At 60.9% G+C, this 23,325-nt stretch carries 25 protein-coding genes; 18 read left to right on the forward strand and 7 right to left on the reverse strand.

Features of this window, described 5'->3' with window-relative positions; all coding sequences use genetic code 11:
• Positions 1 to 63: 63 nt before the first annotated feature.
• The 8 genes from ANTHELSMS3_RS10235 (at position 64) to ANTHELSMS3_RS10275 (ending at position 9,134) form a co-directional block, all read left to right on the forward strand.
• Positions 64 to 1,065, forward strand: coding sequence for an LLM class flavin-dependent oxidoreductase (locus tag ANTHELSMS3_RS10235; RefSeq protein WP_094034779.1), 1,002 nt, complete (start codon positions 64 to 66; stop codon positions 1,063 to 1,065).
• A 7-nt stretch (positions 1,066 to 1,072) separates the two neighbouring features.
• Positions 1,073 to 1,582 (forward strand): L,D-transpeptidase family protein, encoded by a 510-nt coding sequence (locus ANTHELSMS3_RS10240; protein WP_094037046.1) that lies wholly within the window; start codon positions 1,073 to 1,075, stop codon positions 1,580 to 1,582.
• Between the two features lie 206 nt (positions 1,583 to 1,788).
• Entirely contained in the window at positions 1,789 to 2,892 is a 1,104-nt protein-coding gene (locus ANTHELSMS3_RS10245) for an ABC transporter ATP-binding protein (protein ID WP_094034780.1), read from the forward strand.
• A 113-nt stretch (positions 2,893 to 3,005) separates the two neighbouring features.
• Positions 3,006 to 4,127: an extracellular solute-binding protein gene (locus ANTHELSMS3_RS10250; RefSeq protein ID WP_094034781.1), complete on the forward strand. Its 1,122-nt coding sequence runs from the start codon at positions 3,006 to 3,008 to the stop codon at positions 4,125 to 4,127.
• A 100-nt stretch (positions 4,128 to 4,227) separates the two neighbouring features.
• Complete coding sequence (locus ANTHELSMS3_RS26460) at positions 4,228 to 4,833, forward strand: DUF1330 domain-containing protein (protein WP_368074434.1); 606 nt, start codon at positions 4,228 to 4,230, stop codon at positions 4,831 to 4,833.
• 29 nt (positions 4,834 to 4,862) lie between these two features.
• A complete protein-coding gene (locus ANTHELSMS3_RS10265; protein ID WP_198319944.1) occupies positions 4,863 to 6,479 on the forward strand; it encodes an ABC transporter permease in 1,617 nt (538 codons plus the stop codon).
• A 122-nt stretch (positions 6,480 to 6,601) separates the two neighbouring features.
• Positions 6,602 to 7,786: an ABC transporter permease gene (locus ANTHELSMS3_RS10270; protein WP_094034783.1), complete on the forward strand. Its 1,185-nt coding sequence runs from the start codon at positions 6,602 to 6,604 to the stop codon at positions 7,784 to 7,786.
• A 109-nt stretch (positions 7,787 to 7,895) separates the two neighbouring features.
• On the forward strand, positions 7,896 to 9,134 hold the full coding sequence (locus ANTHELSMS3_RS10275; protein ID WP_094034784.1) for a PAS domain-containing protein: 1,239 nt from the start codon (positions 7,896 to 7,898) through the stop codon (positions 9,132 to 9,134).
• Positions 9,135 to 9,562: 428 nt separating this feature from the next.
• Here ANTHELSMS3_RS10275 and ANTHELSMS3_RS10280 read toward each other — a convergent pair whose 3' ends face one another.
• Positions 9,563 to 10,435, reverse strand: a complete 873-nt coding sequence (locus tag ANTHELSMS3_RS10280; RefSeq protein WP_094034785.1) for a branched-chain amino acid aminotransferase — start codon at positions 10,433 to 10,435, stop codon at positions 9,563 to 9,565.
• 166 nt (positions 10,436 to 10,601) lie between these two features.
• On the opposite strand from ANTHELSMS3_RS10280, the gene ANTHELSMS3_RS10285 reads away from it, so the two are divergent.
• The 6 genes from ANTHELSMS3_RS10285 to dxs all read left to right on the forward strand — a co-directional run bounded on the left by ANTHELSMS3_RS10285 (position 10,602) and on the right by dxs (position 15,893).
• Positions 10,602 to 11,105, forward strand: coding sequence for a MarR family winged helix-turn-helix transcriptional regulator (locus tag ANTHELSMS3_RS10285; RefSeq protein WP_094034786.1), 504 nt, complete (start codon positions 10,602 to 10,604; stop codon positions 11,103 to 11,105).
• A complete protein-coding gene (locus ANTHELSMS3_RS10290) occupies positions 11,102 to 11,803 on the forward strand; it encodes a response regulator (RefSeq protein WP_094034787.1) in 702 nt (233 codons plus the stop codon). The genes ANTHELSMS3_RS10285 and ANTHELSMS3_RS10290 overlap by 4 nt, the downstream gene beginning before the upstream one ends.
• Positions 11,804 to 11,914: 111 nt before the next feature.
• On the forward strand, positions 11,915 to 12,838 hold the full coding sequence (locus ANTHELSMS3_RS10295) for a histone deacetylase family protein (protein WP_094034788.1): 924 nt from the start codon (positions 11,915 to 11,917) through the stop codon (positions 12,836 to 12,838).
• Complete coding sequence (locus tag ANTHELSMS3_RS10300) at positions 12,835 to 13,077, forward strand: exodeoxyribonuclease VII small subunit (protein WP_094034789.1); 243 nt, start codon at positions 12,835 to 12,837, stop codon at positions 13,075 to 13,077. The genes ANTHELSMS3_RS10295 and ANTHELSMS3_RS10300 overlap by 4 nt, the downstream gene beginning before the upstream one ends.
• Entirely contained in the window at positions 13,077 to 13,949 is an 873-nt protein-coding gene (locus ANTHELSMS3_RS10305; protein ID WP_094034790.1) for a polyprenyl synthetase family protein, read from the forward strand. Before ANTHELSMS3_RS10300 ends, ANTHELSMS3_RS10305 begins: the two co-directional genes overlap by 1 nt.
• An 18-nt stretch (positions 13,950 to 13,967) precedes the next feature.
• Positions 13,968 to 15,893, forward strand: a complete 1,926-nt coding sequence (dxs, locus tag ANTHELSMS3_RS10310) for a 1-deoxy-D-xylulose-5-phosphate synthase (protein WP_094034791.1) — start codon at positions 13,968 to 13,970, stop codon at positions 15,891 to 15,893.
• A 20-nt stretch (positions 15,894 to 15,913) separates the two neighbouring features.
• On the opposite strand, the gene ANTHELSMS3_RS10315 is transcribed toward dxs, so the two are convergent.
• Together ANTHELSMS3_RS10315 and ANTHELSMS3_RS10320 are read right to left on the reverse strand one after the other, a co-directional pair.
• On the reverse strand, positions 15,914 to 16,540 hold the full coding sequence (locus ANTHELSMS3_RS10315) for an exopolysaccharide biosynthesis protein (RefSeq protein ID WP_094034792.1): 627 nt from the start codon (positions 16,538 to 16,540) through the stop codon (positions 15,914 to 15,916).
• On the reverse strand, positions 16,537 to 17,400 hold the full coding sequence (locus ANTHELSMS3_RS10320; protein ID WP_094034793.1) for an SDR family oxidoreductase: 864 nt from the start codon (positions 17,398 to 17,400) through the stop codon (positions 16,537 to 16,539). Before ANTHELSMS3_RS10320 ends, ANTHELSMS3_RS10315 begins: the two co-directional genes overlap by 4 nt.
• Positions 17,401 to 17,588: 188 nt before the next feature.
• Between ANTHELSMS3_RS10320 and ANTHELSMS3_RS10325 the strand changes: the two genes are divergently transcribed.
• Positions 17,589 to 18,071, forward strand: coding sequence for a lytic transglycosylase domain-containing protein (locus ANTHELSMS3_RS10325; RefSeq protein ID WP_094034794.1), 483 nt, complete (start codon positions 17,589 to 17,591; stop codon positions 18,069 to 18,071).
• 65 nt (positions 18,072 to 18,136) lie between these two features.
• The gene (locus tag ANTHELSMS3_RS10330) at positions 18,137 to 18,763 is read left to right on the forward strand and encodes a class I SAM-dependent DNA methyltransferase (protein ID WP_094034795.1); all 627 of its coding nucleotides are present in this window, start codon (positions 18,137 to 18,139) and stop codon (positions 18,761 to 18,763) included.
• A gap of 7 nt (positions 18,764 to 18,770) precedes the next feature.
• On the opposite strand, the gene ANTHELSMS3_RS10335 is transcribed toward ANTHELSMS3_RS10330, so the two are convergent.
• The 3 genes from ANTHELSMS3_RS10335 to ANTHELSMS3_RS10345 all read right to left on the reverse strand — a co-directional run bounded on the left by ANTHELSMS3_RS10335 (position 18,771) and on the right by ANTHELSMS3_RS10345 (position 20,538).
• Positions 18,771 to 19,526 (reverse strand): class II aldolase and adducin N-terminal domain-containing protein, encoded by a 756-nt coding sequence (locus tag ANTHELSMS3_RS10335; RefSeq protein WP_094034796.1) that lies wholly within the window; start codon positions 19,524 to 19,526, stop codon positions 18,771 to 18,773.
• A gap of 37 nt (positions 19,527 to 19,563) precedes the next feature.
• Positions 19,564 to 20,046: a hypothetical protein gene (locus ANTHELSMS3_RS10340; protein WP_094034797.1), complete on the reverse strand. Its 483-nt coding sequence runs from the start codon at positions 20,044 to 20,046 to the stop codon at positions 19,564 to 19,566.
• Positions 20,047 to 20,118: 72 nt separating this feature from the next.
• Positions 20,119 to 20,538 carry a VOC family protein gene (locus ANTHELSMS3_RS10345; RefSeq protein WP_094034798.1) on the reverse strand — a complete coding sequence of 140 codons (420 nt, stop codon included), beginning with the start codon at positions 20,536 to 20,538 and terminating at the stop codon, positions 20,119 to 20,121.
• 79 nt (positions 20,539 to 20,617) lie between these two features.
• Here ANTHELSMS3_RS10345 and ANTHELSMS3_RS10350 point away from each other — a divergent pair, with 79 nt between their 5' ends.
• Positions 20,618 to 22,102 (forward strand): AMP nucleosidase, encoded by a 1,485-nt coding sequence (locus ANTHELSMS3_RS10350; protein WP_094034799.1) that lies wholly within the window; start codon positions 20,618 to 20,620, stop codon positions 22,100 to 22,102.
• A gap of 133 nt (positions 22,103 to 22,235) precedes the next feature.
• Positions 22,236 to 22,523 carry an HU family DNA-binding protein gene (locus ANTHELSMS3_RS10355; protein WP_089278914.1) on the forward strand — a complete coding sequence of 96 codons (288 nt, stop codon included), beginning with the start codon at positions 22,236 to 22,238 and terminating at the stop codon, positions 22,521 to 22,523.
• 93 nt (positions 22,524 to 22,616) lie between these two features.
• Here the strand turns inward: ANTHELSMS3_RS10355 and ANTHELSMS3_RS10360 are convergent, their stop codons facing one another.
• Complete coding sequence (locus ANTHELSMS3_RS10360; RefSeq protein ID WP_157733477.1) at positions 22,617 to 23,276, reverse strand: ImmA/IrrE family metallo-endopeptidase; 660 nt, start codon at positions 23,274 to 23,276, stop codon at positions 22,617 to 22,619.
• Between the last annotated feature and the right edge of the window lie 49 nt (positions 23,277 to 23,325).

The following is a 23,325-nucleotide window of genomic DNA, read 5'->3' on the forward strand; positions in this document are numbered from 1 at the left end:
TGGCGGCGGGGGCTTGTTCCCTTGCGATCCGTGCATAGCTTTGCGGTCAAAGGAGCCTTCCCCATGCACTATTCCCTGCTCGACCTGTCGCCCGTCCCCGAAGGCTTCGCTATCGCTGACGCCCTGCGCAATACCGGCGACCTTGCTCGCCACGCCGAGGACTGGGGCTATCATCGCTATTGGATGGCCGAACATCACAACATGCCGGGCATTGCCTCGGCGGCGACGGCGGTTCTGATTGGTCATGTGGCCGGTCTGACCTCTCGGATGCGAGTCGGGGCAGGGGGCATCATGCTGCCCAATCACGCTCCGCTAGCGGTGGCGGAGGCGTTTGGCACGCTTGCTACGCTATATCCTGACAGGATTGACCTTGGACTAGGCCGCGCGCCCGGCGGTGATCATGCGGTCATGCGCGCGCTTGGGGTCCATCCTGAACGGTCAGAGCAGTTTCACAATGAGGTTGCGGAACTGCGCGATTTGCTGGGTTCGCCACAAGAGGTCCGCCCTGTACGGGCGTTGCCGGGGGAAGGAACGCAAGTGCCTTTGTGGATACTTGGGTCATCGCTGCACGGGGCGCAGGTGGCGGCGATGCTGGGCCTGCCGTATGCCTTTGCCTCTCATTTTGCGCCCGCCATGTTGGAACAGGCGTTGGAGGTTTACCGCCGGTATTTCAAGCCCTCGGAGTCACTGGACAAACCGCATGCGATGATGGCGGTCAACGTCTTTGCGGCAGACACCGAGGCCGAGGCGCGGCGATTGCGGACCACCATGCAGCAGGCTTTTTACCGGCTGCGCACGGGGCAACCGGGCAAGTTGCCCGCACCTGTCGATGATCTGGCGACGGTGGTGCCCGCCAGTGCGATGCCTGCGTTGGATGAGGCACTGCGGATCAGCGCGGTGGGCGATCCTGGGCAGGTCGAGGGCCAGATGCGCGCCCTGATTGCGCGTCATCAACCCGATGAGGTGATCCTCACTGGCCAAATCCACGACCATACGGCGCGGCTGCGGTCGTTTGAGATTGCAGCAGAGGTTATGGGCCGGGTCTCTCGGGCAGAGGCGGCCTGACCGGGTGCTGACGGTCAACGACATGGTTCTGACCCGGATGGGCCTGCGGTTTGCGGGTCGGTGCTGGCCCTGCGTGATCGGAAAAGGCGATGTCACCGTCGACAAGCGCGAAGGCGACGGGGCGACGCCTGCGGGCGTGCACCGAATTGTCGGCATGCTTTACCGGCCAGACCGGATCGCACGACCCACCGATTGGGCTGTTCCGATCGGTCCATCGGATCTGTGGTCGGATGATGCGACGCACGAAGATTACAACCTTTTGGTGCGTGCGCCTTATGCGTGGAGCCATGAGAGACTGCGGCGCGGAGACCGGCTATATGATCTGGTGATCCTCACGGATTGGAACTGGCCCCGGGCCGAACGGGGGAGGGGATCTGCCATTTTCCTGCATCGTTGGCGACGACCGGGATTCCCGACTGAGGGTTGCGTGGCCTTTCGGTCGAACCATCTGAACCAGATCGCGACCCGGATCACCCTTGGCACCCGGCTGATCGTACCCGAGGCGTTGGGAAAGTAGGACGAAACGCCCGGTCGGTCGTCCCGAAACTTTGGAAATCAGAGTCCAAAGGGCCTGTATGGTGCTGATTTTCTGACCGGACCGACCGGATTTGCGCATCAGATGCGCAGAAACCAGCGATTTACTTGCAACCCCTCCCATCACGCGCTTTAGTCTGGCTTCAAGACAGCGGGAAAATCCGCGACATAACAGACAGGGAGTCTGACGTGGCCGATGGAGCAAGTGGCGACGCATTCGTTGCCTTTGAGCGCGTGCAAAAAAGCTATGACGGCGAAACGCTGGTCGTGAAAGATCTCAATCTGAGCATGCCGAAGGGTGAGTTCCTGACCATGCTTGGGCCGTCCGGGTCGGGCAAGACAACTTGCCTGATGATGCTTGCGGGTTTTGAGACCGCAACACATGGCGATATCATGCTGGATGGCGTTTCGATCAACAACATTCCACCGCACAAGCGTGGCATCGGGATGGTGTTCCAGAATTACGCGCTTTTCCCGCACATGACGGTGGCAGAAAATCTTTCCTTCCCGCTGGAAGTCCGGAAACTGGGCAAATCCGAGCGTGAGAAAAAGGTCAAGCACGCGCTGGATATGGTGCAGATGGGGGCCTTTGGCGGCCGCCGTCCCGCGCAGTTGTCGGGCGGTCAACAGCAGCGGATCGCGCTGGCCCGTGCGCTGGTGTTTGAACCGGAACTGGTTCTGATGGACGAACCGCTGGGCGCGCTGGACAAACAGCTGCGCGAGCACATGCAGTTCGAGATCACCAATCTGGCGCACCAGCTGGGGATCACCGTGGTTTATGTGACCCACGACCAGACAGAGGCACTGACCATGTCGGATCGCGTTGCCGTCTTCAACGACGGCCGCATCCAGCAGTTGGCCCCGCCGGATGAGCTGTACGAAAAGCCGCAGAATAGCTTCGTCGCGCAGTTTATCGGTGAGAACAACACGCTGGAAGGCGTGGTGAAGGAAATCAGCGGTAACACCTGCGTCGTCCAACTGGATGACGGCGAGGTGCTGGACGCAACCCCGGTGAACGTCAGCAAGGTGGGCGAGCGGACTCGCGTGTCCATCCGTCCCGAAAGGGTGGAGTTCAACAAGGACCGCCTGAAGGACGGCGTGCACACCTTGAAGGCTGAAGTGCTGGAATTCATCTACATGGGCGATATCTTTCGCACCCGGCTGCGCGTGGCGGGCAAGGATGATTTTGTCATCAAGACCCGCAACGCACCGGATCAGGTGCGGCTGGAACCTGGCAGCCAGATCGAGATCGGCTGGCTGCCCGAGGATTGCCGGGCGCTGGACGCCGGGTGATCCGAAACGCCGCGTCCTGTGGCCGGCAAGGCCGGCGGGACGCGACCTGGGGGCGGTGTACAAGCCCGTAACCCGTCCCTCCAAACAATTCGGGTAACCAAAGGGAGTATAACATGAAACTCACCAAGACTCTGCTGGCGACCTCGGCTCTGACCGTTGCTGCGTCCGGCGCGTTTGCCGAAAGCCATGCCGACATGGCAATGGACATGACGCTGGTCAGCTGGGGCGGTGCCTACCAGGCTTCGCAGCAGAAAGCCTATGCCGAGCCCTACATGGCGATGAAGGACGGCGTGTCCATCACTTGGGACGAAAGCTCGTCCGAGGCGGTGGCCAAGCTGCGCGCCATGAACGAAGCTGGCAACATCACATGGGATCTGGTCGACGTGGAAGCCGCCGACGCCATCCGTCTGTGTGACGAAGGTTTGGCGATGGAAGTCGACCATGATGAAGTTCTGGCAGCGTCGCCGGACGGCGTCGATGCCTCGGATGACTTTGGCGACATGATCGTTTCCGACTGCTTTATCCCGCAGATCGTGTTCTCGACCACGTTTGGCTATCGCACTGACATGGTGCCCGAAGGGGCCGAAGCGCCGTCCGGTGCATGTGACGTGTTCGACCTGGAAACCTATCCGGGCAAGCGCGCTTTGAACAAGCAGCCGATCGCCAACATGGAATGGGCACTGCTGTGTGACGGCGTGGAGTACGGCGACGTCTACGACATGCTTGAGACCGAAGAAGGTCAGTCGCGCGCGTTGGCCAAGCTGGAGACGATCAAGGACGAAACCATCTGGTGGTCGTCTTCGGCAGAGCCGATCCAGCTGCTGGCGGACGGCGAAGTCTTCATGGCGTCAGCCTACAACGGTCGCCTGTTCTCGGCGATTGTCGAGCAAGACCAGCCGATCGGCATGGCTTGGGAATGGCAGATGTTCGACCTTGACGGATGGGTAGTCCCCGAGGGTCTGCCCGAGGACCGTCTGGCCCGCGTGATGGACTTCCTGCACTTCGCAACAGACACGCAGCGTCTGGCGGATCAGGCCAAGTACATCTCGTACGGTCCGGCCCGCGAAAGCTCGGCTCCGCTGGTGTCAACCCACGCCGATCTTGGTATCGAAATGGCGCCGCACATGCCGACCGATCCCAACAACGCGACGAACACCTTTGTGAACAACTACAACTGGTGGGCTGATTACCGCGACGATCTGGACGCCAAGTTCCAGGCGTGGCTGGCACAATAAGGCCATTGGTGTGGCGGGGGTTCCCCGCCATGCCGGACACGACTGTTTGTGGCGGGTGACACGCCCGCCACGGACCAAAACAAAAAGACAGGGACGTGACATGCCAAAAGGCTATATCATCGGCCATATCACCGTGAACGATCCCGAGACGTACAAAGACTACGTCGCGAAGGACACGCCGATCCTTTTGGGGCTTGGTGGACGTTTTCTGGTCCGCGGCGGACAGGCCGAAGTGGTCGAAGGGCGTGCCGAAGATCGTCACATCGTCTTTGAATTCGACAGTTATGACGCGGCGATTGCCGCATACCACGACCCCGAGTATCAGGAAGTCGCCAAGCTCCGTCACTGTTCAGCCACAAGCTCCATCCTTGTGGCAGAAGGCAACGACGAAGATCTGCCTGGGCCGTCCGGTGACGCGCCGTTAGGCTATCTGGTTGCCCATGTCGCGGTCCGTGATCCGGATGCCTACCGCCCCTATGTCGACGGGAACACCCCGATCATGCGTGGATATGGCGCGCGCTATATCGTGCGCGGTGGCCGGTCCGAGGTGCTCGAAGGTGACATGGGCGGACGCCATGTGGTGATTGCCTACCCCAGTTTTCAGGCCGCCCGCGCGGCCTATCATGACCCGGCCTATCAGGAGGTCGCCGCGATCCGGCGCGACAATTCCGAAGGCACCATCATCCTCGTGGAGGGCGCCGCGTGACCGACACCACCCAAGAAACATCCGGCCCGATGTTGGCCGCCGACGGCACGCCTCTCAAGCGGAGCCTTGCCAAGGCCCTGAGGGCACAAAAATTGCGGGCGTTGGCGCTGATAGCGCCCTTGCTGTTGTTTGTTCTGATCACGTTTATCGCACCAATCGCGGACATGCTGTTTCGTTCGGTCGATGACAGCCAGCAGGGCACGGTGCATGGCACCATGCCGTTGACCGCTGAGGCGCTAAAGGATTGGGATTCCGCAACCGGGGAACTGCCGGACAACGCGGTTTTCGACGCGGTCTACACGGATCTTTTTGTTGCCGCCGAGAGAAAGCTGCATACGCGTGTGGGGTCGCGCCTGAACTATGAAAAGACAGGTAGCTCCTCATTGTTCCGCAAGACCGGCCGCGGTCTGGATGACATCGGTGAGGTGTATCAGGACCAGTTCGAAGATCTTAATCCCAATTGGGACGAAGGTACACCTTGGGCCGAGTTGATGGGGTCGCCCGACTGGCTGACATCCATGCAAGGCTGGGAAGAGGGGCAGCCCTTGCCCCCCTTCGAGTTGCGCGATGGTGTGGCAGATCTGTTGCCTCGGACAGCCGCGATTTATCAGGTTTTTGCCGATTTCCAGATCGTGGAAGAGGAAAACAGCCTGCTCGACGAAGAGCCGTGGAGCATTGTTCACACCCGCCTTTATGAAGACCTGCGCGCCGGTGACTTTTCGACCTACTCGGGCCCGCGTGCCGAGATGGTCAAGGCCGCCGACGCATTGGTCGACACCGCAGAGTTTGAAACCGTCACGATCAAGGACGGGTTCGAGGCGATCGACGAGGATTGGCTGGACGTCGATCTGTGGCAAACCGTCAAGGCATACAGCACAGCCTATACCGCAGGTTATTTCCTGAACGCGATCGACATGCAAAAGACGCCCGAAGGTATGGCCCTGCGTGATGAAAATCAGCGGATCTACGGCCTGCTGTTCAAGCGCACGATGTTCATGTCTATGGTGATCACATTCAGTTGCATCATGCTGGCCTATCCCGTGGCCTATCTGCTGGCAAACCTGCCGATGCGGACGGCCAACCTGTTGATGATCCTAGTGTTGCTGCCGTTCTGGACCTCACTTTTGGTGCGGACCAGTGCATGGAAAGTGATGCTGCAACAGCAAGGTGTGATCAACGACGTGTTGGTCTGGATCGGAATGGTCGGGGACGATGCGCGACTGGTCATGATCAATAACCAACTGGGTACGATCATTGCGATGACGCACATCCTGTTGCCGTTCATGATCCTGCCGATGTATTCGGTGATGTCGACGATCCCGCCCTATTATGTGCGCGCGGCCAAGAGCCTTGGCGCCACCAACTGGACGTCGTTCTGGCGGGTTTATTTCCCGCAGTCGGTGCCGGGCATTGGCGCGGGGTCGATCCTCGTCTTCATCCTTGCCATCGGCTACTACATCACGCCCGAAATCGTTGGCGGGAACACGGGGACGTTCATTTCGAACCGGATCGCCTATCACATCTCGTCCAGCCTCAACTGGGGTCTTGCGGCGGCGCTAGGGTCGATTCTGCTGGCGGCAGTTTTGATCCTCTATTGGGCTTACGACCGGATCGTGGGCATCGATAACGTCAAGCTGGGGGGCTGAACATGATCATTTTGACAAGGCTTCATCTCCGGTCCGGCACGCGGTCGCGCATCATGCGTCTGGCCACTGACATTGATTCCGCGCGGCCCAGGCCCGCGCAAAAGAAACAGGGGAGCTGACCGATGGCTGTCGAGACACAAGCCGTAAAGCGGCCGATCCAGTTCGTGGCTCCGGTGGCGGGGGCCTCTGGGGCCTTTGCCGGGGTCTTTGTCGGCGCGGCCAACGGGTCTGTCCTGCTTGGTTTGCTGATTGGATTTGTCATTCTGGCCGCGATTGCCTTTGTCCTGCTCGAAGCGCTGGATCCGGGTCTTGAGAAAGCGGCCAAATGGGCATTGATTGCGGCCATGGCCGTCGCTGGATTCCTGCTGGGTGGTCTGCCAGGACTGGTGGTTGGCGGGCTGTTCGGGTGGTTCTTCGGCTGGTTCATCTATTGGGTGGGCATGGGGCGCTACCGGGTGCCGCTGCCGCCCTATCTGACCTCTGGTCAGGTGCTCTGGCACTACGGGTTCCGGGTGCTGTGCGGAGCGATCTTTGTCTTTCTGATCACGCCGATCCTTGTGGTGATGCCACTATCCTTTAACGCGCAGGATTTCTTTACCTTCACGCCGGAAATGCTGCGGTTTGACCCTGCGGGCTATAGCCTCAAACACTACCGTGATTTCTTTACCTCGTCGGAATGGCAACAGGCACTGCGCAATTCGTTGATCATTGCGCCGCTGGCGACGATCCTCTCGGTCAGCTTTGGAACGCTGGCGGCGATCGGCCTGTCGGGTGAGCATGTGCCGTTCCGCCGCGCGATCATGGCGATCCTGATCTCGCCGATGATTGTGCCACTGATCATCTCAGCGGCGGGGATGTATTTCTTCTATTCGCGGATTGGATTGCAGGGCACGCTGCTGGGCGTGGTTCTGGCCCATGCCGCCCTTGGTATCCCGTTTGTTATCATTACCGTGACGGCGACACTGGTTGGTTTCGATCGTTCGTTGACGCGGGCGGCGGCCAACATGGGGGCCGATCCAGTCACTACATTCTTTCGGGTGCAGATGCCGTTGATCCTGCCGGGGGTGATTTCGGGCGGCTTGTTCGCCTTCATCACGTCCTTCGATGAGGTGGTGGTGGTGATCTTTGTCGGCTCTGCTCGACAACAAACACTGCCGTGGCAGATGTTCACCGGTCTTCGCGAACAGATCAGCCCGACCATCTTGGCCGTGGCGACGATTCTGGTTATCATTTCGATCGCATTGCTGACCACGGTCGAGCTGTTGCGGCGGCGGTCGGAGAGAATGCGCGGGCTCAGCCCGGGCTAACTTTCGCTTTTATCGCAAATTCGGGCGCGGCACCTCGGTGTCGCGCTTTTGCGTTTAGGGTTTGCAAAGAGATTTGGACCTAATGTCGCCTCCAAACAGGAGACGTCGCATGTCCGAACTCGATCCCGCATTTCCGTCTAGGTTGTCCAATTCTGAGGTGAAATTCCTTCTGTCAGAGGCGATTTATTCGCGCACCGACAAGCGCGGGGTCATTCAGGCCTGCAACCAGGTGTTCTATCGCGTCGCCGGGCATGATTGGGACCGCATCATAGGCGCTCCGCACAAGCTGATCCGCCACCCTGACATGCCGCGTGGGGTATTTCATTTCGTCTGGGAACGACTCAAAACGGGCCAACCGACCGGAGCCTACGTCAAGAACCGTCGATCTTGCGGGCGGTACTACTGGGTCTTCGCTCTCTTCGCGCCGACAGAGGATGGCTATATCTCGACCAGGATCAAGCCAATCTCTCCCCTGTGTGCCGAGGTTCAGGAATTCTATGCTGAAATGCTGGAGCGTGAAAAGGGCGGTGCCAGCCCGGCGGAGTCCGCCGAGGACCTATGCGCCTGGGTCCGCAATAAGGGGTTCACCTGCTATGACGCCTTTCAGAGCCACGCGCTAGCGACTGAATTCGAAGCCCGGTCGCGCCAAATGGGCTGTACCCTTGATCCACGGTTGAAACGGTTCATCGACATGACGCAGGCGATTTCCGATGTCTGGGATGAGGCTGACAGGATGACCGAAGCGTTCAAAGCAATCCGTACGGTTCCGATGAACATGCGTATCATTGCGTCGCGGCTGGAAAACGCCGGTGGCCCGATCAGTGCGATCTCAGTCAACTACAGTCAGATGCTGGAGGAAATGACAACCTGGGTCAAAACCTTCGTCGAAGGGGAGGACTGCGTTTTTGCCAAGATCCGCAATGCCGTGCTGATGGGGCAGTTCCTGACCTTTGCATCGGCAACTGAACGAGAGATGATTACTGCCTTTGGCGCCACGGATGATGCCTATCCAGATGATGTGGACGTCGCGCACGAAATTGCCGTGCTGGCAGGACATGAAAAGCGTTTCATGCAGCAGGCGGCTGACAATCTGTCGTCCGTCGAGCGTGAGGCGCGGCGGTTTTCGCTCAGTGTTTTGGACATGAAACGATTTGTCACCGGGCTGAGTTCAACGCGCATGATGTGCAAGATCGAAAGCGCCAGCCTGTCCGAATCCGGGACAGGGCTGACCGGGATCGTCGAGCAGTTGGACAGTTGCCAGGAAGAGATCGAACAGCGGCTTGCGCGGGTTATGGATCTGAACGCTGTTATCCAGAACAATACCTCGATGCTGCGGTCGATGCTTTGATTGGGTATCCGCATAAAGCACCAAGCCACGGATGTCTGGGCACGGGCGGGATCAACGCGCCACATCGGAAATTCGGCGAATGACGGTGCAAACGGCTGGCTTCACCGCCGATGCTGCCTACGCCAACTCGGAGGCGCTTTTCGGGTTGTCCGAGTTGTTCTGCCCACGCATCGACACAGGGTGTGGTCCATTCAGGCTACTGCGTGGTCCGGCGCGCGGCGGATATGATTGGCCCGAGTTCCACACACCCATCAGGCATCTGGAGAGGCCTAGAGGCGCTATCGCAGCCTTTGAGCATATCAGCGTCATGACCCAATGCCGGAGCGTCCTGGGTCAGCTCCGTGTCGGTAGCGACAAGTTCGTTCAAACGCAAAGCGGCAGGGCCACAGGCCCTGCCGCTGAGAAACCTCGATCCGGCGAATGGACGTTCAGCTGCGGACCAGCTTTTCGTAGTCTTCAGAAATCTCGCGGGTCAATGCGCCGACCTCAAAGTTGAAGTCGCCAATCTGGCCCACTGGCGTGACTTCGGCCGCAGTGCCGGTCAGCCAGCATTGCTCAAAGCCTTCCATCTCTTCGGGCATGATATGACGCTCATGCACCTTGATCTGCTTTCCTTCCAGCATCCCGATCACGGTCTGGCGGGTCAACCCGTTGAGGAAGCAGTCGGGTTTGGGCGTATGCACTTCGCCATCTTTCACGAAAAAGATGTTGGCGCCTGTCGCCTCGGCCACATAGCCGCGATAATCCATGAACAGCGCATCGGAACAGCCTTTGGCCTCTGCCGCGTGTTTCGACGTGGTGCAGATCATGTAGAGACCGGCGGCCTTGGCGTGCACCGGGATCGTCTCTGGCGAGGGGCGCTTCCAGCGCGAGATGTCCAGCTTGGCGCCCTTCATCTTGGCGTCGCCGTAATAGTTACCCCAGGACCAGGCTGCGATGGCCAGTCGGACCGGGTTGCGCGCAGAGGCGACACCCATGTCCGGCCCCGCCCCACGCCACGCAACCGCGCGCACATAGGCGTCCGTCAGGCCGTTGGCGGCCAGTACCGCGATCTTGGCGGCTTCGATCTCATCGACGGTATAGGGGATCTCGAAATCCAGTTCGCGGGCCGAGAAATGCAACCGCTCGGAGTGCTTGCGCGACAAGAAGATCTTGCCGTTGTAGCACCGCTCGCCTTCGAAGACTGAACTGGCATAGTGAAGGCCGTGGGTCAGAACGTGCACATTGGCCGCCCGCCAGTCTACCATCTGGCCATCCAGCCAGATCTTGCCGTCGCGATCGTCATATGCGCCATCTGCCATCTTGGTTCTCCTCACATTCAGCAGGTGATTTTTTTCGATTATTGCGTTTCTTGCGTCCGAAACGGACATAAAGTTGCGTAAAATCTGCGACTCGCTACCAGTTGGTCCTTGGAATGTCAATAAGGCTGACTTAAAGTGCCTCCGGGCCAGACAAGGGCGATTGACGATGTCAGAAGGGCGTACAGCGCAGGGGGAAACCCTGCTTTATCTCACGGATGAACAGCTGCGGCAGGGGGCTGAGGCAATGTTCTTTGCCTATCGGGGGTTTACCGCTGATCCTGACCGTATCCTGGACGGGCTATGCTATGGTCGTGCGCACCACCGCGCGCTGCATTTCATACACACCGCGCCTGGCACGACCGTGAACAACCTGCTGAGCATTCTCGGGGTCACGAAGCAATCGTTGAATCGGGTGCTGCGCACAATGATAGAGGATGGTCTGGTCGAAAGCCGGGTCGGTCGTGTCGACAAGCGCGAGCGCCACCTGTACCTGACAGAGGCGGGCGATACGCTGGAACGTCAATTGTCGGATGCGCAAAGGATGCGGATGCGCGCGGCCTTTCGTGATGCCGGGCCAGAGGCTGTCGCGGGCTTTCGCCGCGTGCTGGAGGCGATGATGGACCCGGAGATGCGCAGGCAGTACCAAAGGCTGAGGGAGGGCCGCGGATGAGCGAGAACGACGCCCATCTGCTGATCGTCGATGACGATGAGCGGATCAGGGGACTGCTGCAAAAATTCCTGATCCGGAACGGGTTCCTTGTTAGTGCGGCGCGGGATGCCGCCCATGCACGGCGGCTGTTGTCCGGGCTGGATTTCGACATGATCGTGCTGGACGTGATGATGCCGGGTGAGGATGGCGTGAGTCTGACAAAGGGGATTCGAGAAACCTCGCAGACGCCGGTACTGTTGCTGACTGCCCGGTCTGAAACAGAGGACCGGATCAAGGGACTCGAGGCCGGAGCGGACGACTATCTGGCCAAGCCATTCGAGCCCAAGGAACTGCTGCTGCGGATCAATGCGATCCTGCGCCGGATGCCAGAGACCACCGCCGAATCCAGCGTGCCCAAGCTGCTGACATTGGGTGACATCCGCTATGACATTGAGCGCGGCGAGATGTGGCAGGGCGAGGATATGGTGCGGCTGACCGCAACAGAAAGCCAGTTGATGCGGATCTTTTCCGCCCGTCCGGGAGAGCCGCTGAGTCGCGCCAAGCTGGTAGAGGAGCTGGGCCGCGATAAAGGGCAGGCGCAGGAACGCGCGGTCGATGTTCAGATCACCCGACTGCGGCGCAAGATGGAGGCGGACCCCAAGCAACCGCGCTATTTGCAGACGGTACGCGGGGCGGGATACATGCTGGCGCCCGACTGACGGCCCGACTGACTGGTTGTGGGGACGCACGTTTCGCGTTTTTGTCGGGCTGAGGCGCTTTCGGATCGGGCGCTTTTCAGGTGTTATTTCGGAAAAGAAACTGGGGGCACGATGGCAACGGCACTCTTTACCCACGCGGATGCGCTGGATCATGTGACGCCCGAAGGGCATCCAGAGCGAGTGGCGCGGATCGAACATCTGCTGCACGCGTTGGCCGGGTTGGATCTGGTGCGCGAAACCGCACCAGAGGCGACAGAGGCGCATTTACGGCTTTGCCATCCACAGCGCTACATCGACCGGATTCGGTCGGCTGTGCCGGACAGTGGTCAATTCCAGTTGGATGCGGATACTTGGCTGTCGTCAGGCTCATTCCGTGCCGGGTTGCGTGGTGCGGGTGCGGCGATTGCGGCGGTGGATATGGTGCTGGGCGGACAGGTGGCCAATGCGTTTTGCGCCATGCGCCCGCCGGGACACCATGCCGAAACAGAGACGCCGATGGGGTTTTGCCTGTTTGGCAACGTAGCTATCGCCGCCAAACTCGCGTTGGAGGCACATGGGCTGGCCCGCGTCGCAGTGGTCGATTTCGACGTACACCATGGCAATGGGACGCAGGACTTGCTGTGGGACGAGGCGCGTTCGCTGTTCATCGGCTCACACCAGATGCCGCTTTGGCCAGGCACTGGCGGGGTGGAAGATCGTGGCGAGCATGACAATGTGCTCAACCTGCCACTGCCGCCCGGATCGGGCGGGTCCGAGATGCGCAGCGTCTGGACGCCTGCGCTATCGCGTATCCGCGACTTTCAGCCCGAATTGCTGATCATCTCCGCCGGCTTTGACGCGCATCAGGATGATCCGCTGGCGCAGTTGGAATGGAACGTTGACGATTTCCGCTGGATCACTCGCGAATTGTGCGATCTGGCGGCGGATGTCTGCGACGGTCGCGTGGTGTCCTGCCTCGAAGGGGGCTATGACCTTGGCGCGCTCAGCACAAGCGGCAAGGCGCATGTGGAAATCTTGATGGAGGCAGGCCAATGAGCGAGACACCGGTCGAAGAGATGAGTTTTGAGCAGGCCATGACCGAACTGGAAAAGGTCGTGGGGATGCTGGAACGCGGCGACGTGGCTCTGGAAGAGTCGATCACGCTGTATGAGCGTGGCGCACAACTGAAAAAACGCTGTGAGCAAAAGCTGAAGGATGCCGAGGAAAAGGTTGCCCTCATCACGCTGGACAGCGACGGCAACCCAGTGGGGACGAAGCCGGTCGAGGGGCTCTGATGAGCTTTGATGACGGGCTGGCGTCGGCGGCCTCTGCGATCGGCACACATCTGGAAACGGTCCTGGCCGACTTTCCCGATCTGCCTGTGACGCGAGCGATGGGCTATGCAGTGGCGGGTGGTAAACGCCTGCGTGGCTATCTGGTGCTGGAGGGCGCGCGCCTGCATGGCGTGGCACCGGAGCGCGCGATCTGGCCTGCCTGTGCGATTGAGGCAATCCACGCCTATAGCCTCGTCCATGACGATCTGCCGTGTATGGATGACGATGACCTGAGACGTGGTCTGCCCACGGTGCATCGGAAATGGGATGAGGCAACCGCAGTATTGGCGGGGGATGCCTTACAGACCCTCGGGTTTGAAATGGTCGCACGGGATGCCTGTCATGACGACCCGGTGGTCCGAGCCGATTTGGCGCTGAGCCTTGCAAGGGCCTCTGGCGCGCAGGGCATGGTGCTTGGACAGGCATTGGACATGGCGGCGGAACAGGCGGATACGCCATTGACGTTGGATGAGATCACGGCCCTGCAGGCGGGCAAGACCGGCGCGCTGATCTGCTGGGCGGCAGAGGCGGGCGCACGGATGGCGCGTGTCGATCTGACACCGCTTACGGGCTATGCGCAGCGCCTTGGCCTTGCCTTTCAAATCGCCGATGACATTCTGGATGTCGAAGGGGACGCAGCGCAGATGGGCAAGGCGGTGGGCAAGGACGCGGATCGCGGCAAGGCGACCTTTGTCAGCCTGCTGGGATTGGACGGGGCGAAACGCCGCGCCGAAACCCTTGTGACCGAGGCGTGTGATTGCCTATCTTTGTATGGTGCAGAGGCGATCAACTTGCAGCAGGCCGCGCGCTTCGTTATTGCGCGGCGGACCTGACCAGACGGAGGCTGCCCCATGACCGATCGGCCCCAGACCCCCTTGCTTGACCGGGTGACATCCCCGGCGGACCTCAAGCAGTTTTCCGATGCCGAGCTGGAACATCTGGCTGTAGAATTGCGGGCAGAAACAATTTCTGCCGTGTCCGAGACCGGCGGCCACCTTGGCGCGGGCCTTGGCGTGGTCGAACTGACGGTGGCGTTGCATGCGATCTTTGACAGTCCGCGTGACAAGATCATCTGGGACGTCAGTCACCAGTGTTACCCGCACAAGATCCTGACCGGGCGGCGCGACCGTATCCGCACCTTGCGGCAAAAGGACGGGCTGTCGGGGTTCACCAAACGATCTGAGTCACCCTACGATCCCTTTGGCGCAGCGCATTCCAGCACCTCCATCAGCGCCGCCCTTGGTTTTGCCGTGGCGCGCGATCTGGGGGGGCTGTGTGACACCGGGCACGGCGATGCCATTGCCGTGATCGGCGACGGCGCGATGAGCGCGGGCATGGCGTTTGAGGCGATGAACAACGCGGGCCATCTGGGCAAGCGGCTGATCGTGATCCTCAACGACAATGAGATGAGCATCGCACCTCCCACTGGCGCGATGTCCTCTTACCTCAGCCGTCTGTACGCCGAGGCCCCGTTTCAGGATCTCAAGGCCGCCGCCAAGGGGGCGGTGTCCTTTCTTCCCGAACCCTTCCGCGAAGGCGCGCGGCGCGCCAAGGAGATGCTCAAGGGCATGACCGTGGGCGGGACGCTGTTCGAGGAGCTGGGGTTCTCCTATCTTGGGCCACTGGACGGGCATGACCTCGACCAGTTGTTGCCGGTCCTGCGCACGGTACGTCAGCGCGCCACCGGGCCGATCCTGCTGCATGTGCTGACCAAAAAGGGCAAGGGCTATAGCCACGCCGAACATGCTCCGGACAAGGGGCACGCGCGGGCCAAGTTCGACGTTGTCACCGGCAAGCAGAAAAAGGCACCGTCCAATGCGCCCAGCTATACCAAGGTGTTTGCGCAGGCGCTGTTGCAGCACGCCGCCGACGATCCGCGCATCTGCGCGGTGACAGCGGCGATGCCGGACGGCACCGGGCTGGATCTGTTCGCGGAACGCTATCCGTCACGGTGTTTCGATGTGGGCATCGCCGAACAGCATGGCGTGACCTTTTCCGCCGGGCTGGCGGCGGGCGGGATGCGGCCATTCTGCGCGATGTATTCGACGTTTCTACAGCGCGGCTATGATCAGGTTGTGCATGACGTGGCGATCCAGCGTCTTCCGGTGCGCTTTGCCATCGACCGCGCGGGGCTGGTGGGCGCGGATGGCGCGACCCATGCGGGCAGCTTTGATGTTGCTTACTTGGCTAACCTGCCCGGCTTTGTCGTGATGGCTGCGGCGGACGAGGCAGAGCTGAAGCATATGGTCGCCACCGCCGCCGCGCATGACGAGGGGCCGATCGCCTTTCGCTATCCGCGCGGAGAGGGCTCGGGTGTGGAGATGCCGGAACGCGGTCAGGTGCTGGAGATCGGCAAAGGCCGCATGATGCGTGAAGGCAAGGGCGTCGCTATCTTGTCCTTTGGCACGCGCCTGTCCGAAGTGCTGAAAGCGTGTGAGGCTCTGGAGGCGCGCGGCGTATCGCCCACCGTGGCGGATGCGCGTTTTGCCAAGCCGCTGGACCGGGACCTGATCCTGCAACTGGCGCGGGATCATGAGGCGTTGATCACCATTGAAGAGGGCGCCATCGGTGGCTTTGGCAGCCATGTGGCGCAGCTACTGGCCGAAGAGGGTGTTTTTGACAGCGGTTTGAAATATCGTTCAATGGTGCTGCCTGATACCTTTATCGACCATGCCAGCCCGACGGACATGTACGCGGCGGCCAAAATGAACGCGTCGGACATCGAGACGAAGGTGCTCGAGGTTCTGGGCGCAAGGGTGCTGGACAAGCGGGCCTGACCGGGCCCGCCTCTGCCGTTTCAGATCAGACCCGACCAGAGCGAGACCAGCGCCAGAACGACCAGACCGGCCTGAATATACCCGGCCAGTAGATACAGACCGTCGCGCGTCATCACGCCGAACATCATCATTGCCACCGCCCCGGCAAAGAACGAGGTCACAAAGGGCAGGATCTCGAGAAACGGCCAGGACAGCGCGATCAGCGTCACTGCCGCAAAGGCAAGCGGCCTCACCGGGCGCGAGGTCAGCAGCCTGAGCCGACCACTGCTGTGCCGATCCATCCAGCCCGCCGGTTTGCTGAGCCAGTCGATCGCCTTGGTCATCTTTTTCGCGCTGACACTGCGACGATGCAGAAAACCGGGCAACCACAGATGCCGCCGTCCCAGCAAGGCCTGAATCGACACCAGCATTGTGATCAGCGCGCCGATGGTTGGACTGCCCGGAATGCCGGAAATCGGTGAAACCAGAACAATCGCGGGGACAAGGATCACGGCGGCAAAGGATTGGTCACCAACGCGGCTCAGCACGTCGCCGACAGAGACCCGCGTGTCACCCTCGCCGGGGCGCATGGCCTCCAGCAATTCCCCAAGGGATTGTGGGCTGCGTTTGGATGTCGTCTCTGTTGTTTCAGGGTCGGCGGTCATCATTCGGACGCCTGTTCGGCGGCGAGGATTGCCGCCAGTGCGCTTTGATAATCGGGATAGCGCAGGGTCACGCCCAATTCCTTTTTGATACGTTCGTTCGAAACGCGTTTGCTTTCGCCATAGAAACTGCGGGCCATCGGGGAAAGTTCCGCCTCTTCAAAGGCGACCTCGGGCGGGACGGGCATCCCCAGCATCTCAGCGGCGCAGGCGATCACGTCCTGCGGCGGGGCGGGCGCGTCATCACACAGGTTGTAGACAGCGCCCGGATTGGGTTGCGCGATGGAGGCACGCAAGACTTGCGCGATATCCTCGACATGGATGCGAGAGAAAACCTGATCGGGCTTGATGATCCGCCGCGCGGTGCCTTTGCGCAGCTTGGCAAAGGGTCCGCGTCCGGGACCGTAGATGCCCGCCAGACGGAAGATATGCAGCGGCAATTCGGGAATGTCGGCCCATGCCTGTTCGGCGGCGACCCGCATCTGGCCGCGTCGGCTGGACGGGGTCAGGGGGGAGCCCTCATCGACCCAGCCGCCCGCATGGTCGCCATAGACGCCTGTGGTCGAGAGATAGCCCGCCCATTCCAGCGCGGGCGCGTGACGGGCGATGTCAGGGCCGATCATGCGCAGAGCGGGATCACCCTCGGCGTCCGGAGCCGCTGAGATCAGCAGATGGGTCGCGTGTTGCAGCGCCTCTGTCACGGCCTCTGCCTGCCACAGGATCGGGGTGATCCCGGTGGCGGAAAGCTGCGCCATCTTGTCGGCACTGCGTGTGGTTCCGATCACCTGCCAGCCCTCGGGCAGCAAAACATCGGCAAGAGCGCGCGCGGAAAATCCGTGGCCAAGGGAGAGCAGGGTACAAGTCATTGGCCTTAGTTGGCGCTGCGGGCGTCAAGTTGCAAGTCTTGTCGCGATGTCGCAGGCGGGAAACGACGCGCGGACCGGCGCCGGTGTTTTGCGTGGCTCGGGCGGCGTTTCGCCGACGCGACGGCTGCGGACTCGCGCCGTTAAAAAACGCGGGCTAGGACAAAACCGTTCTTTCCGGAGTTTTCGACATGCTGGCCCGTCGCGCCTTTCTGTTCACCGCCCTTGCCGCCGTTGCGGGGTGTTCCACTGCCCCGCGTGAGACCCGCGCAGGGGACGGTCCCGTGCCGAAGGCGCTGCCGCTGCACCCCAATGAAACGCCCGAATTGCGCGCCAAGATCAACAAATGGGCGGACCACTACGAGTTGCCGCGCGGGCTGGTGCATCGTCTGGCGATCCGCGAAAGCACCCACAACCCCAAGGCGCGCAGCGGACCGTATTGGGGCTTGTTGCAGATCTTGCCGCAGACCGCGCGCACCATGGGCTTTCAAGGCCAGAACAAGGACCTGTTGGATGCGGATACCAACCTGAAATACGGGCTGAAGTATCTCAAAGGCGCCTACGTCGTCGCGGACGGGAACTGGGACAATTCTATCAAATGGTACGCGCGCGGTTACTACTATGAGGCCAAGCGCTTGGGCCTGCTGGTCGAGACCGGATTGCGACCGGGCTGAACCAGAGACGATTTTCCACGAAAAATCGGTTCACCCGGTTGGGGATTCGCGTTTAGGCTGCAGATATGCAGGATGAACCGGATCTAAACGCCGCCTACGGGCTGGAAACCCCCGACGACAATCGCAGGCTCTATGCGCAATGGGCTGCGACCTATGACGATGAATTTGCCGTGGACATGGATTACATGCTGCCGCTGCACGTCGCCGAGGCCTATGCCGCAGCGGGCGGGCAGGGGCCTGTGATCGACCTTGGCGCAGGCACTGGCCTGCTGGGGGCCGCGCTGCGCAGCTGCAGTGTCGGCCCGGTTGAGGCCACCGATCTTTCGCAGGACATGCTGGATGTGGCCGCAAGGAAGGGTCTGTATGATCGGCTGTTTACCGGCGACCTGCTGTCCCGGCTGCCAGTAGACGACGGGGCCTATGCGGGCGCGGTCAGTTCCGGCACCTTTACCCATGGGCATGTCGGCCCACAGGCCTTGGACGAGGTGCTGCGCGTCGTGCGGCCCGGCGGGATCGTGGCCCTGTCGATCAACGCGGAACACTGGACGGCCAAAGGGTTTGCCGAGCGGTTCGAGGCGTTAGAGGACCGGATCGCCAATCTGTCGCTGCGTACCGTGCGGATTTACGGGCCAGAGGCATCCGGCCCGCATTCCGGTGATCTCAGCCAGGTGGTGACGTTCACCCGCGTCTGAGACCTTCTCAGGTCGCGTAATCGGACCCTTCTTCGTCAAGGATCAATTTCAGCTCCTCCAGGTGGTGATGGTCGCCACCCGGATATTCCTCGATCTCGCGCGCGGTCTTTTCGGCCACCTCGTCAGACAGGATGTCCAGCGGCTGCCCGGTCTGCAACGCGGTGATGTAGACCTGCGCTGCGCGTTCGAACATGTACATCCGGTTAAAGGTGTCGGCCACCGTGTCGCCGATCACCATGATGCCGTGGTTGCCCATCACCAGCGTCTTGATCTTGGGATCTGCCATCAACTGAGCGCAGCGAATGCCCTCTTCCTCGAACGCCAGACCGCCGTATTGATCATCGACCGCCTGACGGTTGAAGAACATTGCCGCGTTCTGATCCAGCGGCGGCAGTCGCTTGTCCTTGAGGCAGGCCAACACGGTGGCATTGATCGAATGCACATGCATCGCGCACCGCGCGTGCGCGCAGGCCCGGTGCAATCCGCCGTGCAGACCCCAGGCTGTCGGGTCGGGCGCGCCGGGGCGGTCCAGCGTTTCGGGATCGTTGGCATCGACGACCAACAGGTCAGACGCCTTGATCCGTGAGAAATGCACCCGGTCCGGGTTCATCAGGAATTTTGTGCCGTCTTCGTTGATCGACAGGCTGAAATGGTTGGCCACCGCCTCGTGCATGTTCAGCCGGACAGTCCAGCGGAATGCGGCGGCAAGGTCGACCCGTTCTTGCCAGTGGTCGATATTGGCGATGTTGTGCGGTGCGTTCATGTGGGTCTCCGGGGTTGGCATGTTTGCGCAGAGCCTATCAGCGCCCGCAGTCCTCGCGCAATGTGTCGTAAGCTTGTTGCGCCTCCTCGGTGTCCCACTGACCGCGAAGTGTGCGGTGCTGTCCCGCCTCAACGATAACGACCTCATAGCCGATGGTGTCGCTGGTCAGGATCGTGTCCAATAGCCGCTCGGGCGACTCGTGCCGTGTCCAGGCCCAGACCCCGCGTGAGAGAAACGGCACCTCGCGGAGGCCAAGGGCCATCAGGTGATTTGCTGTGTCGTCGAATACCGCGCCGGATTGCGTATCGATGAACAGCGCCACGCTGCCTTCAAGATCGACGGTCAGCAACAGTCGATCCCGGCCGGGCAAACGTGCGTTGGTGGCGATCCAGCAATAGCCGTCATCGTCGAACAGCGACCAGTTGGTCAGGCGGTCGTTGCGGTGGAGCTCTGTCTGTGCGGCAAGCGGCAGAGCGGTACACAGCGCAGCAGCCAGTACCGCCGGAAATCGAAATATCATGGGCGTTGTCCGTTGTTGCGATACGGGAATCTCCGGCCCAGCCTAGCCGGACAAACGCTGCGTGCAAACTGGTCAAAGCGGGCGGGAGGGTACCCATGCATAGCCGTCTGGGCAGATCAGATAGCATTCGCGCAGGCCGTGCGGTTTGTCCGTCGGCGGCTGAAGGATGTGCATCCCCTGTGCCTCGGCCATGGCCGCCACCGCGTCCGGGTCGCTGTCATACAGCCGCAGTTCAGCACCCGCGCCGCGCGGGCCCGCCTCTGGCAGGTAGGACAGGTAGGGGTTGGCGTGGTAGGTGCCGTCGCCGTGCAGTTGAAACACCGACATTCCGTAGCGAAGAATCGCAAAATCGGCACTGACGCGGTGGGCAGTCATGCCAAAGACGGCCTCCAGCATCGCGCAATAGCCGCGCACGTCACGCACCAGCAGGTTCAGTCCCAGCCCCCGCAGCGATGCGCCAAACTCCGCGGCCGGAACGGTTTCATAATCCATGTCAGTTCCTATGACCTTATCGTCAGCTTGAACACGGCTCCCGGACCTGTCAACCTTCGCGCAAAATCAGGGGGCACGCATGCAGGACACGGCAGAAAATCTTGAGATCATCACGCCGGAGGTCCCCGGTGAAGAGAGTTTCGACGACTCAGGTGCCGCGGTGGCACGTCTGATAGAGTTGTACGACACGGCGGCGGTCTTTCTGCGCGACGCCTTTCTACAGGCCATGACCATGGGCCATCCCGGCACCCGGCTGCGCGCCTTTTATCCGGAAATCCGCCTGACGACGACACGCTTTGACAAGATCGATAGTCGCCTCAGCTTTGGCCATGTGACTCAGCCGGGAACCTATGCCACCACGGTCACGCGGCCCCAACTGTTTCGCGACTATCTGATGCAGCAGATCGACCTTCTGCTAGGAAACCACGGCGTCAAGGTGCGCATCGGGCTGTCGGATACGCCGATGCCGGTGCATTTCGCCGTTGCGAACTTCCCGGACGTGAATGTCCCGCAAGAGGGCGCTGCCAGTTTCGCCTTGCGCGATGTCTTTGACGTGCCGGACCTGACAACGACCAACGATGACATTGTGAACGGCGAGGCACAGCCCGCCCCCGACGGCACCTTGCCGCTGGCGCCGTTCACGGCGCAGCGGGTGGATTATTCGCTGGCGCGGCTGTCACACTATACCGCGACAGATCCCGAACATTTCCAGAATCACGTCCTGTTCACCAATTATCAGTTCTACGTCGACGAGTTCGAGGCGTACGCCCGTGCCATGCTGGCCGATCCCAACAGCGGCTACACCAGCTTTGTCAGCACCGGCAACGCCGAGATCACCGATCCCGATACGGTGCTGCATCCGCCGATCCGGATGCCGCAGATGCCCACCTACCACCTCAAACGGCCCAAGCAGGCGGGCATCACGCTGGTCAACATCGGCGTTGGTCCTTCGAACGCCAAAACCGCGACAGACCATATCGCGGTGATGCGCTCACATGCGTGGTTGATGGTTGGACACTGTGCGGGGCTGCGCAACTCACAGTCGTTGGGCGACTATGTTCTGGCCCATGCTTATCTGCGTGAGGACAAGGTGCTGGATGACGATCTACCAGTCTGGGTGCCGATCCCGGCACTGGCGGAAATTCAGATCGCGCTGGAAAATGCGGTGGCGAAGGAAACGCAATTGGACGGGTTCGACCTTAAGCGAGTGATGCGCACGGGCACGGTTGCCTCACTGGACAACCGCAATTGGGAACTGCGTGAGCAGAGCGGCCCGGTCAAACGGCTCAGCCAGTCGCGCGCCATCGCTCTGGACATGGAAAGCGCCACGATTGCGGCCAACGGGTTCCGGTTCCGGGTGCCCTACGGGACGCTACTTTGCGTGTCGGACAGACCGTTGCATGGCGAATTGAAACTGCCCGGCATGGCCTCTGATTTCTACAAATCGCAGGTCAGCCGCCATTTGCGCATTGGGATTCGCGCCATGGAAACGCTGCGCGAGATGCCGCTGGAGCGCATCCATAGTCGAAAACTCCGCAGTTTCGAGGAAACCGCGTTCCTTTGACGCGGCGGAAACCAGCACAAACTGCAGAAATGGCATTGATGCACAGCCCCTAATCGTTGTGTTTTGCCCCCACATCCGGTTTTATTGCGTTTGAGAGGCCCTAAGTGTGACGGGCAGTGAAGGAGACCATGAAATGGCGAAACCCATGACAAAAACCCAGCTGGTGGCTGCACTGGCGGAAAAGATGGATGCGGACAAGAAAGTGGCTGGTGCCGCTCTGGACGCGATCACAGAGATCATCACGTCCGAAGTGGCCGCAGGCGGTGCTGTGACCCTGCCCGGTGTCGGCAAGGTCTATTGCCGCGAACGCCCCGAGCGTATGGTGCGCAACCCGGCAACCGGCGCGCAGTTCAAGAAAGAGGCCGACAAGCAGGTCAAAGTGACCATTGCCAAGGCGCTCAAGGACAGCGTAAACGCCTGATCCCCGGCATCTGCCCGGAGACACAGGAATGAAAGGGTCGCTTTGGCGACCCTTTTTCTTTGCCTGTTTCCCGGATCGGGTAGATCGGCGACGTCAGTACCGGCCTGAGACCTGAGCGCGCGTCTTCCATTCGAATTTGTTGCCCCGACCGTCATCGGTGGGGATGTCCAGCGTAGTGGCGCGTTCGTAAACCGCCTGCGTGGGAACATTCAGCGTGTCGGCCACCAGATTGGCACGGCCCTCATACCAGAGGCTGCAAAAAACCTCGCCCGGCATCAAAAGGATTCGGGCAAAGCGGACCGCCTCTGCCTGTGCGGTGCGGTCGGTCGGTCTGAGCAGTGCCTGAATTCCGCAACCCGGGTTCGCCTCGCGCGTTGTCGGCACATGCAGAATCCAGTGACCCACCCCCATGGCGGCCATAAAGCGGTCCTGACGCGGCTTGCCCTTTTTCGGCAACCAGATGCAGGATTTCCTTCCTTGCGGCACGTCCAACAGGATTTCATGCGGCGGGCTAGAATATTCGATGTCCACGTTCAGCGCCCGGCAGATCGGGTCCATCGGATCGCCATGGGGCAGGGACATGCCGGGCGACTGGGACACCAGATCATCGATAATCTCTTCGATCTCGGTGTCGCTGACGCCGGTCGCCATCGGTTCGACGTAGGCGTAGTTGGGGTACTTGGGCGGCATGGAAATCTCCGCTTCGACGAAGGGCGCATGGGTTTGACCAGCCCGGATGCCGAATGTTGTCACGAAAGAGGTTTCCAAACTCTGAACAGCAGGGCGAACCCCTAAGATTGCA

The sequence above is a fragment of the Antarctobacter heliothermus genome (assembly GCF_002237555.1).
In the GTDB taxonomy this organism is placed as follows: Bacteria; Pseudomonadota; Alphaproteobacteria; order Rhodobacterales; family Rhodobacteraceae; genus Antarctobacter; species Antarctobacter heliothermus_B.

Excerpts from the sequence above, each read along its gene's own strand:
- ANTHELSMS3_RS10235 (WP_094034779.1), top strand. The coding sequence starts at position 64 with ATGCACTATTCCCTGCTCGACCTGTCGCCCGTCCCCGAAGGCTTCGCT.
- ANTHELSMS3_RS10250 (WP_094034781.1), top strand. The coding sequence starts at position 3,006 with ATGAAACTCACCAAGACTCTGCTGGCGACCTCGGCTCTGACCGTTGCT.
- ANTHELSMS3_RS26460 (WP_368074434.1), top strand. The coding sequence starts at position 4,228 with ATGCCAAAAGGCTATATCATCGGCCATATCACCGTGAACGATCCCGAG.
- ANTHELSMS3_RS10265 (WP_198319944.1), top strand. The coding sequence starts at position 4,863 with ATGTTGGCCGCCGACGGCACGCCTCTCAAGCGGAGCCTTGCCAAGGCC.
- ANTHELSMS3_RS10270 (WP_094034783.1), top strand. The coding sequence starts at position 6,602 with ATGGCTGTCGAGACACAAGCCGTAAAGCGGCCGATCCAGTTCGTGGCT.
- ANTHELSMS3_RS10275 (WP_094034784.1), top strand. The coding sequence starts at position 7,896 with ATGTCCGAACTCGATCCCGCATTTCCGTCTAGGTTGTCCAATTCTGAG.
- ANTHELSMS3_RS10280 (WP_094034785.1), bottom strand. The coding sequence starts at position 10,435 with ATGGCAGATGGCGCATATGACGATCGCGACGGCAAGATCTGGCTGGAT.
- ANTHELSMS3_RS10285 (WP_094034786.1), top strand. The coding sequence starts at position 10,602 with ATGTCAGAAGGGCGTACAGCGCAGGGGGAAACCCTGCTTTATCTCACG.
- ANTHELSMS3_RS10290 (WP_094034787.1), top strand. The coding sequence starts at position 11,102 with ATGAGCGAGAACGACGCCCATCTGCTGATCGTCGATGACGATGAGCGG.
- ANTHELSMS3_RS10295 (WP_094034788.1), top strand. The coding sequence starts at position 11,915 with ATGGCAACGGCACTCTTTACCCACGCGGATGCGCTGGATCATGTGACG.
- ANTHELSMS3_RS10300 (WP_094034789.1), top strand. The coding sequence starts at position 12,835 with ATGAGCGAGACACCGGTCGAAGAGATGAGTTTTGAGCAGGCCATGACC.
- ANTHELSMS3_RS10305 (WP_094034790.1), top strand. The coding sequence starts at position 13,077 with ATGAGCTTTGATGACGGGCTGGCGTCGGCGGCCTCTGCGATCGGCACA.
- dxs (WP_094034791.1), top strand. The coding sequence starts at position 13,968 with ATGACCGATCGGCCCCAGACCCCCTTGCTTGACCGGGTGACATCCCCG.
- ANTHELSMS3_RS10315 (WP_094034792.1), bottom strand. The coding sequence starts at position 16,540 with ATGATGACCGCCGACCCTGAAACAACAGAGACGACATCCAAACGCAGC.
- ANTHELSMS3_RS10320 (WP_094034793.1), bottom strand. The coding sequence starts at position 17,400 with ATGACTTGTACCCTGCTCTCCCTTGGCCACGGATTTTCCGCGCGCGCT.
- ANTHELSMS3_RS10325 (WP_094034794.1), top strand. The coding sequence starts at position 17,589 with ATGCTGGCCCGTCGCGCCTTTCTGTTCACCGCCCTTGCCGCCGTTGCG.
- ANTHELSMS3_RS10330 (WP_094034795.1), top strand. The coding sequence starts at position 18,137 with ATGCAGGATGAACCGGATCTAAACGCCGCCTACGGGCTGGAAACCCCC.
- ANTHELSMS3_RS10335 (WP_094034796.1), bottom strand. The coding sequence starts at position 19,526 with ATGAACGCACCGCACAACATCGCCAATATCGACCACTGGCAAGAACGG.
- ANTHELSMS3_RS10340 (WP_094034797.1), bottom strand. The coding sequence starts at position 20,046 with ATGATATTTCGATTTCCGGCGGTACTGGCTGCTGCGCTGTGTACCGCT.
- ANTHELSMS3_RS10345 (WP_094034798.1), bottom strand. The coding sequence starts at position 20,538 with ATGGATTATGAAACCGTTCCGGCCGCGGAGTTTGGCGCATCGCTGCGG.
- ANTHELSMS3_RS10350 (WP_094034799.1), top strand. The coding sequence starts at position 20,618 with ATGCAGGACACGGCAGAAAATCTTGAGATCATCACGCCGGAGGTCCCC.
- ANTHELSMS3_RS10355 (WP_089278914.1), top strand. The coding sequence starts at position 22,236 with ATGGCGAAACCCATGACAAAAACCCAGCTGGTGGCTGCACTGGCGGAA.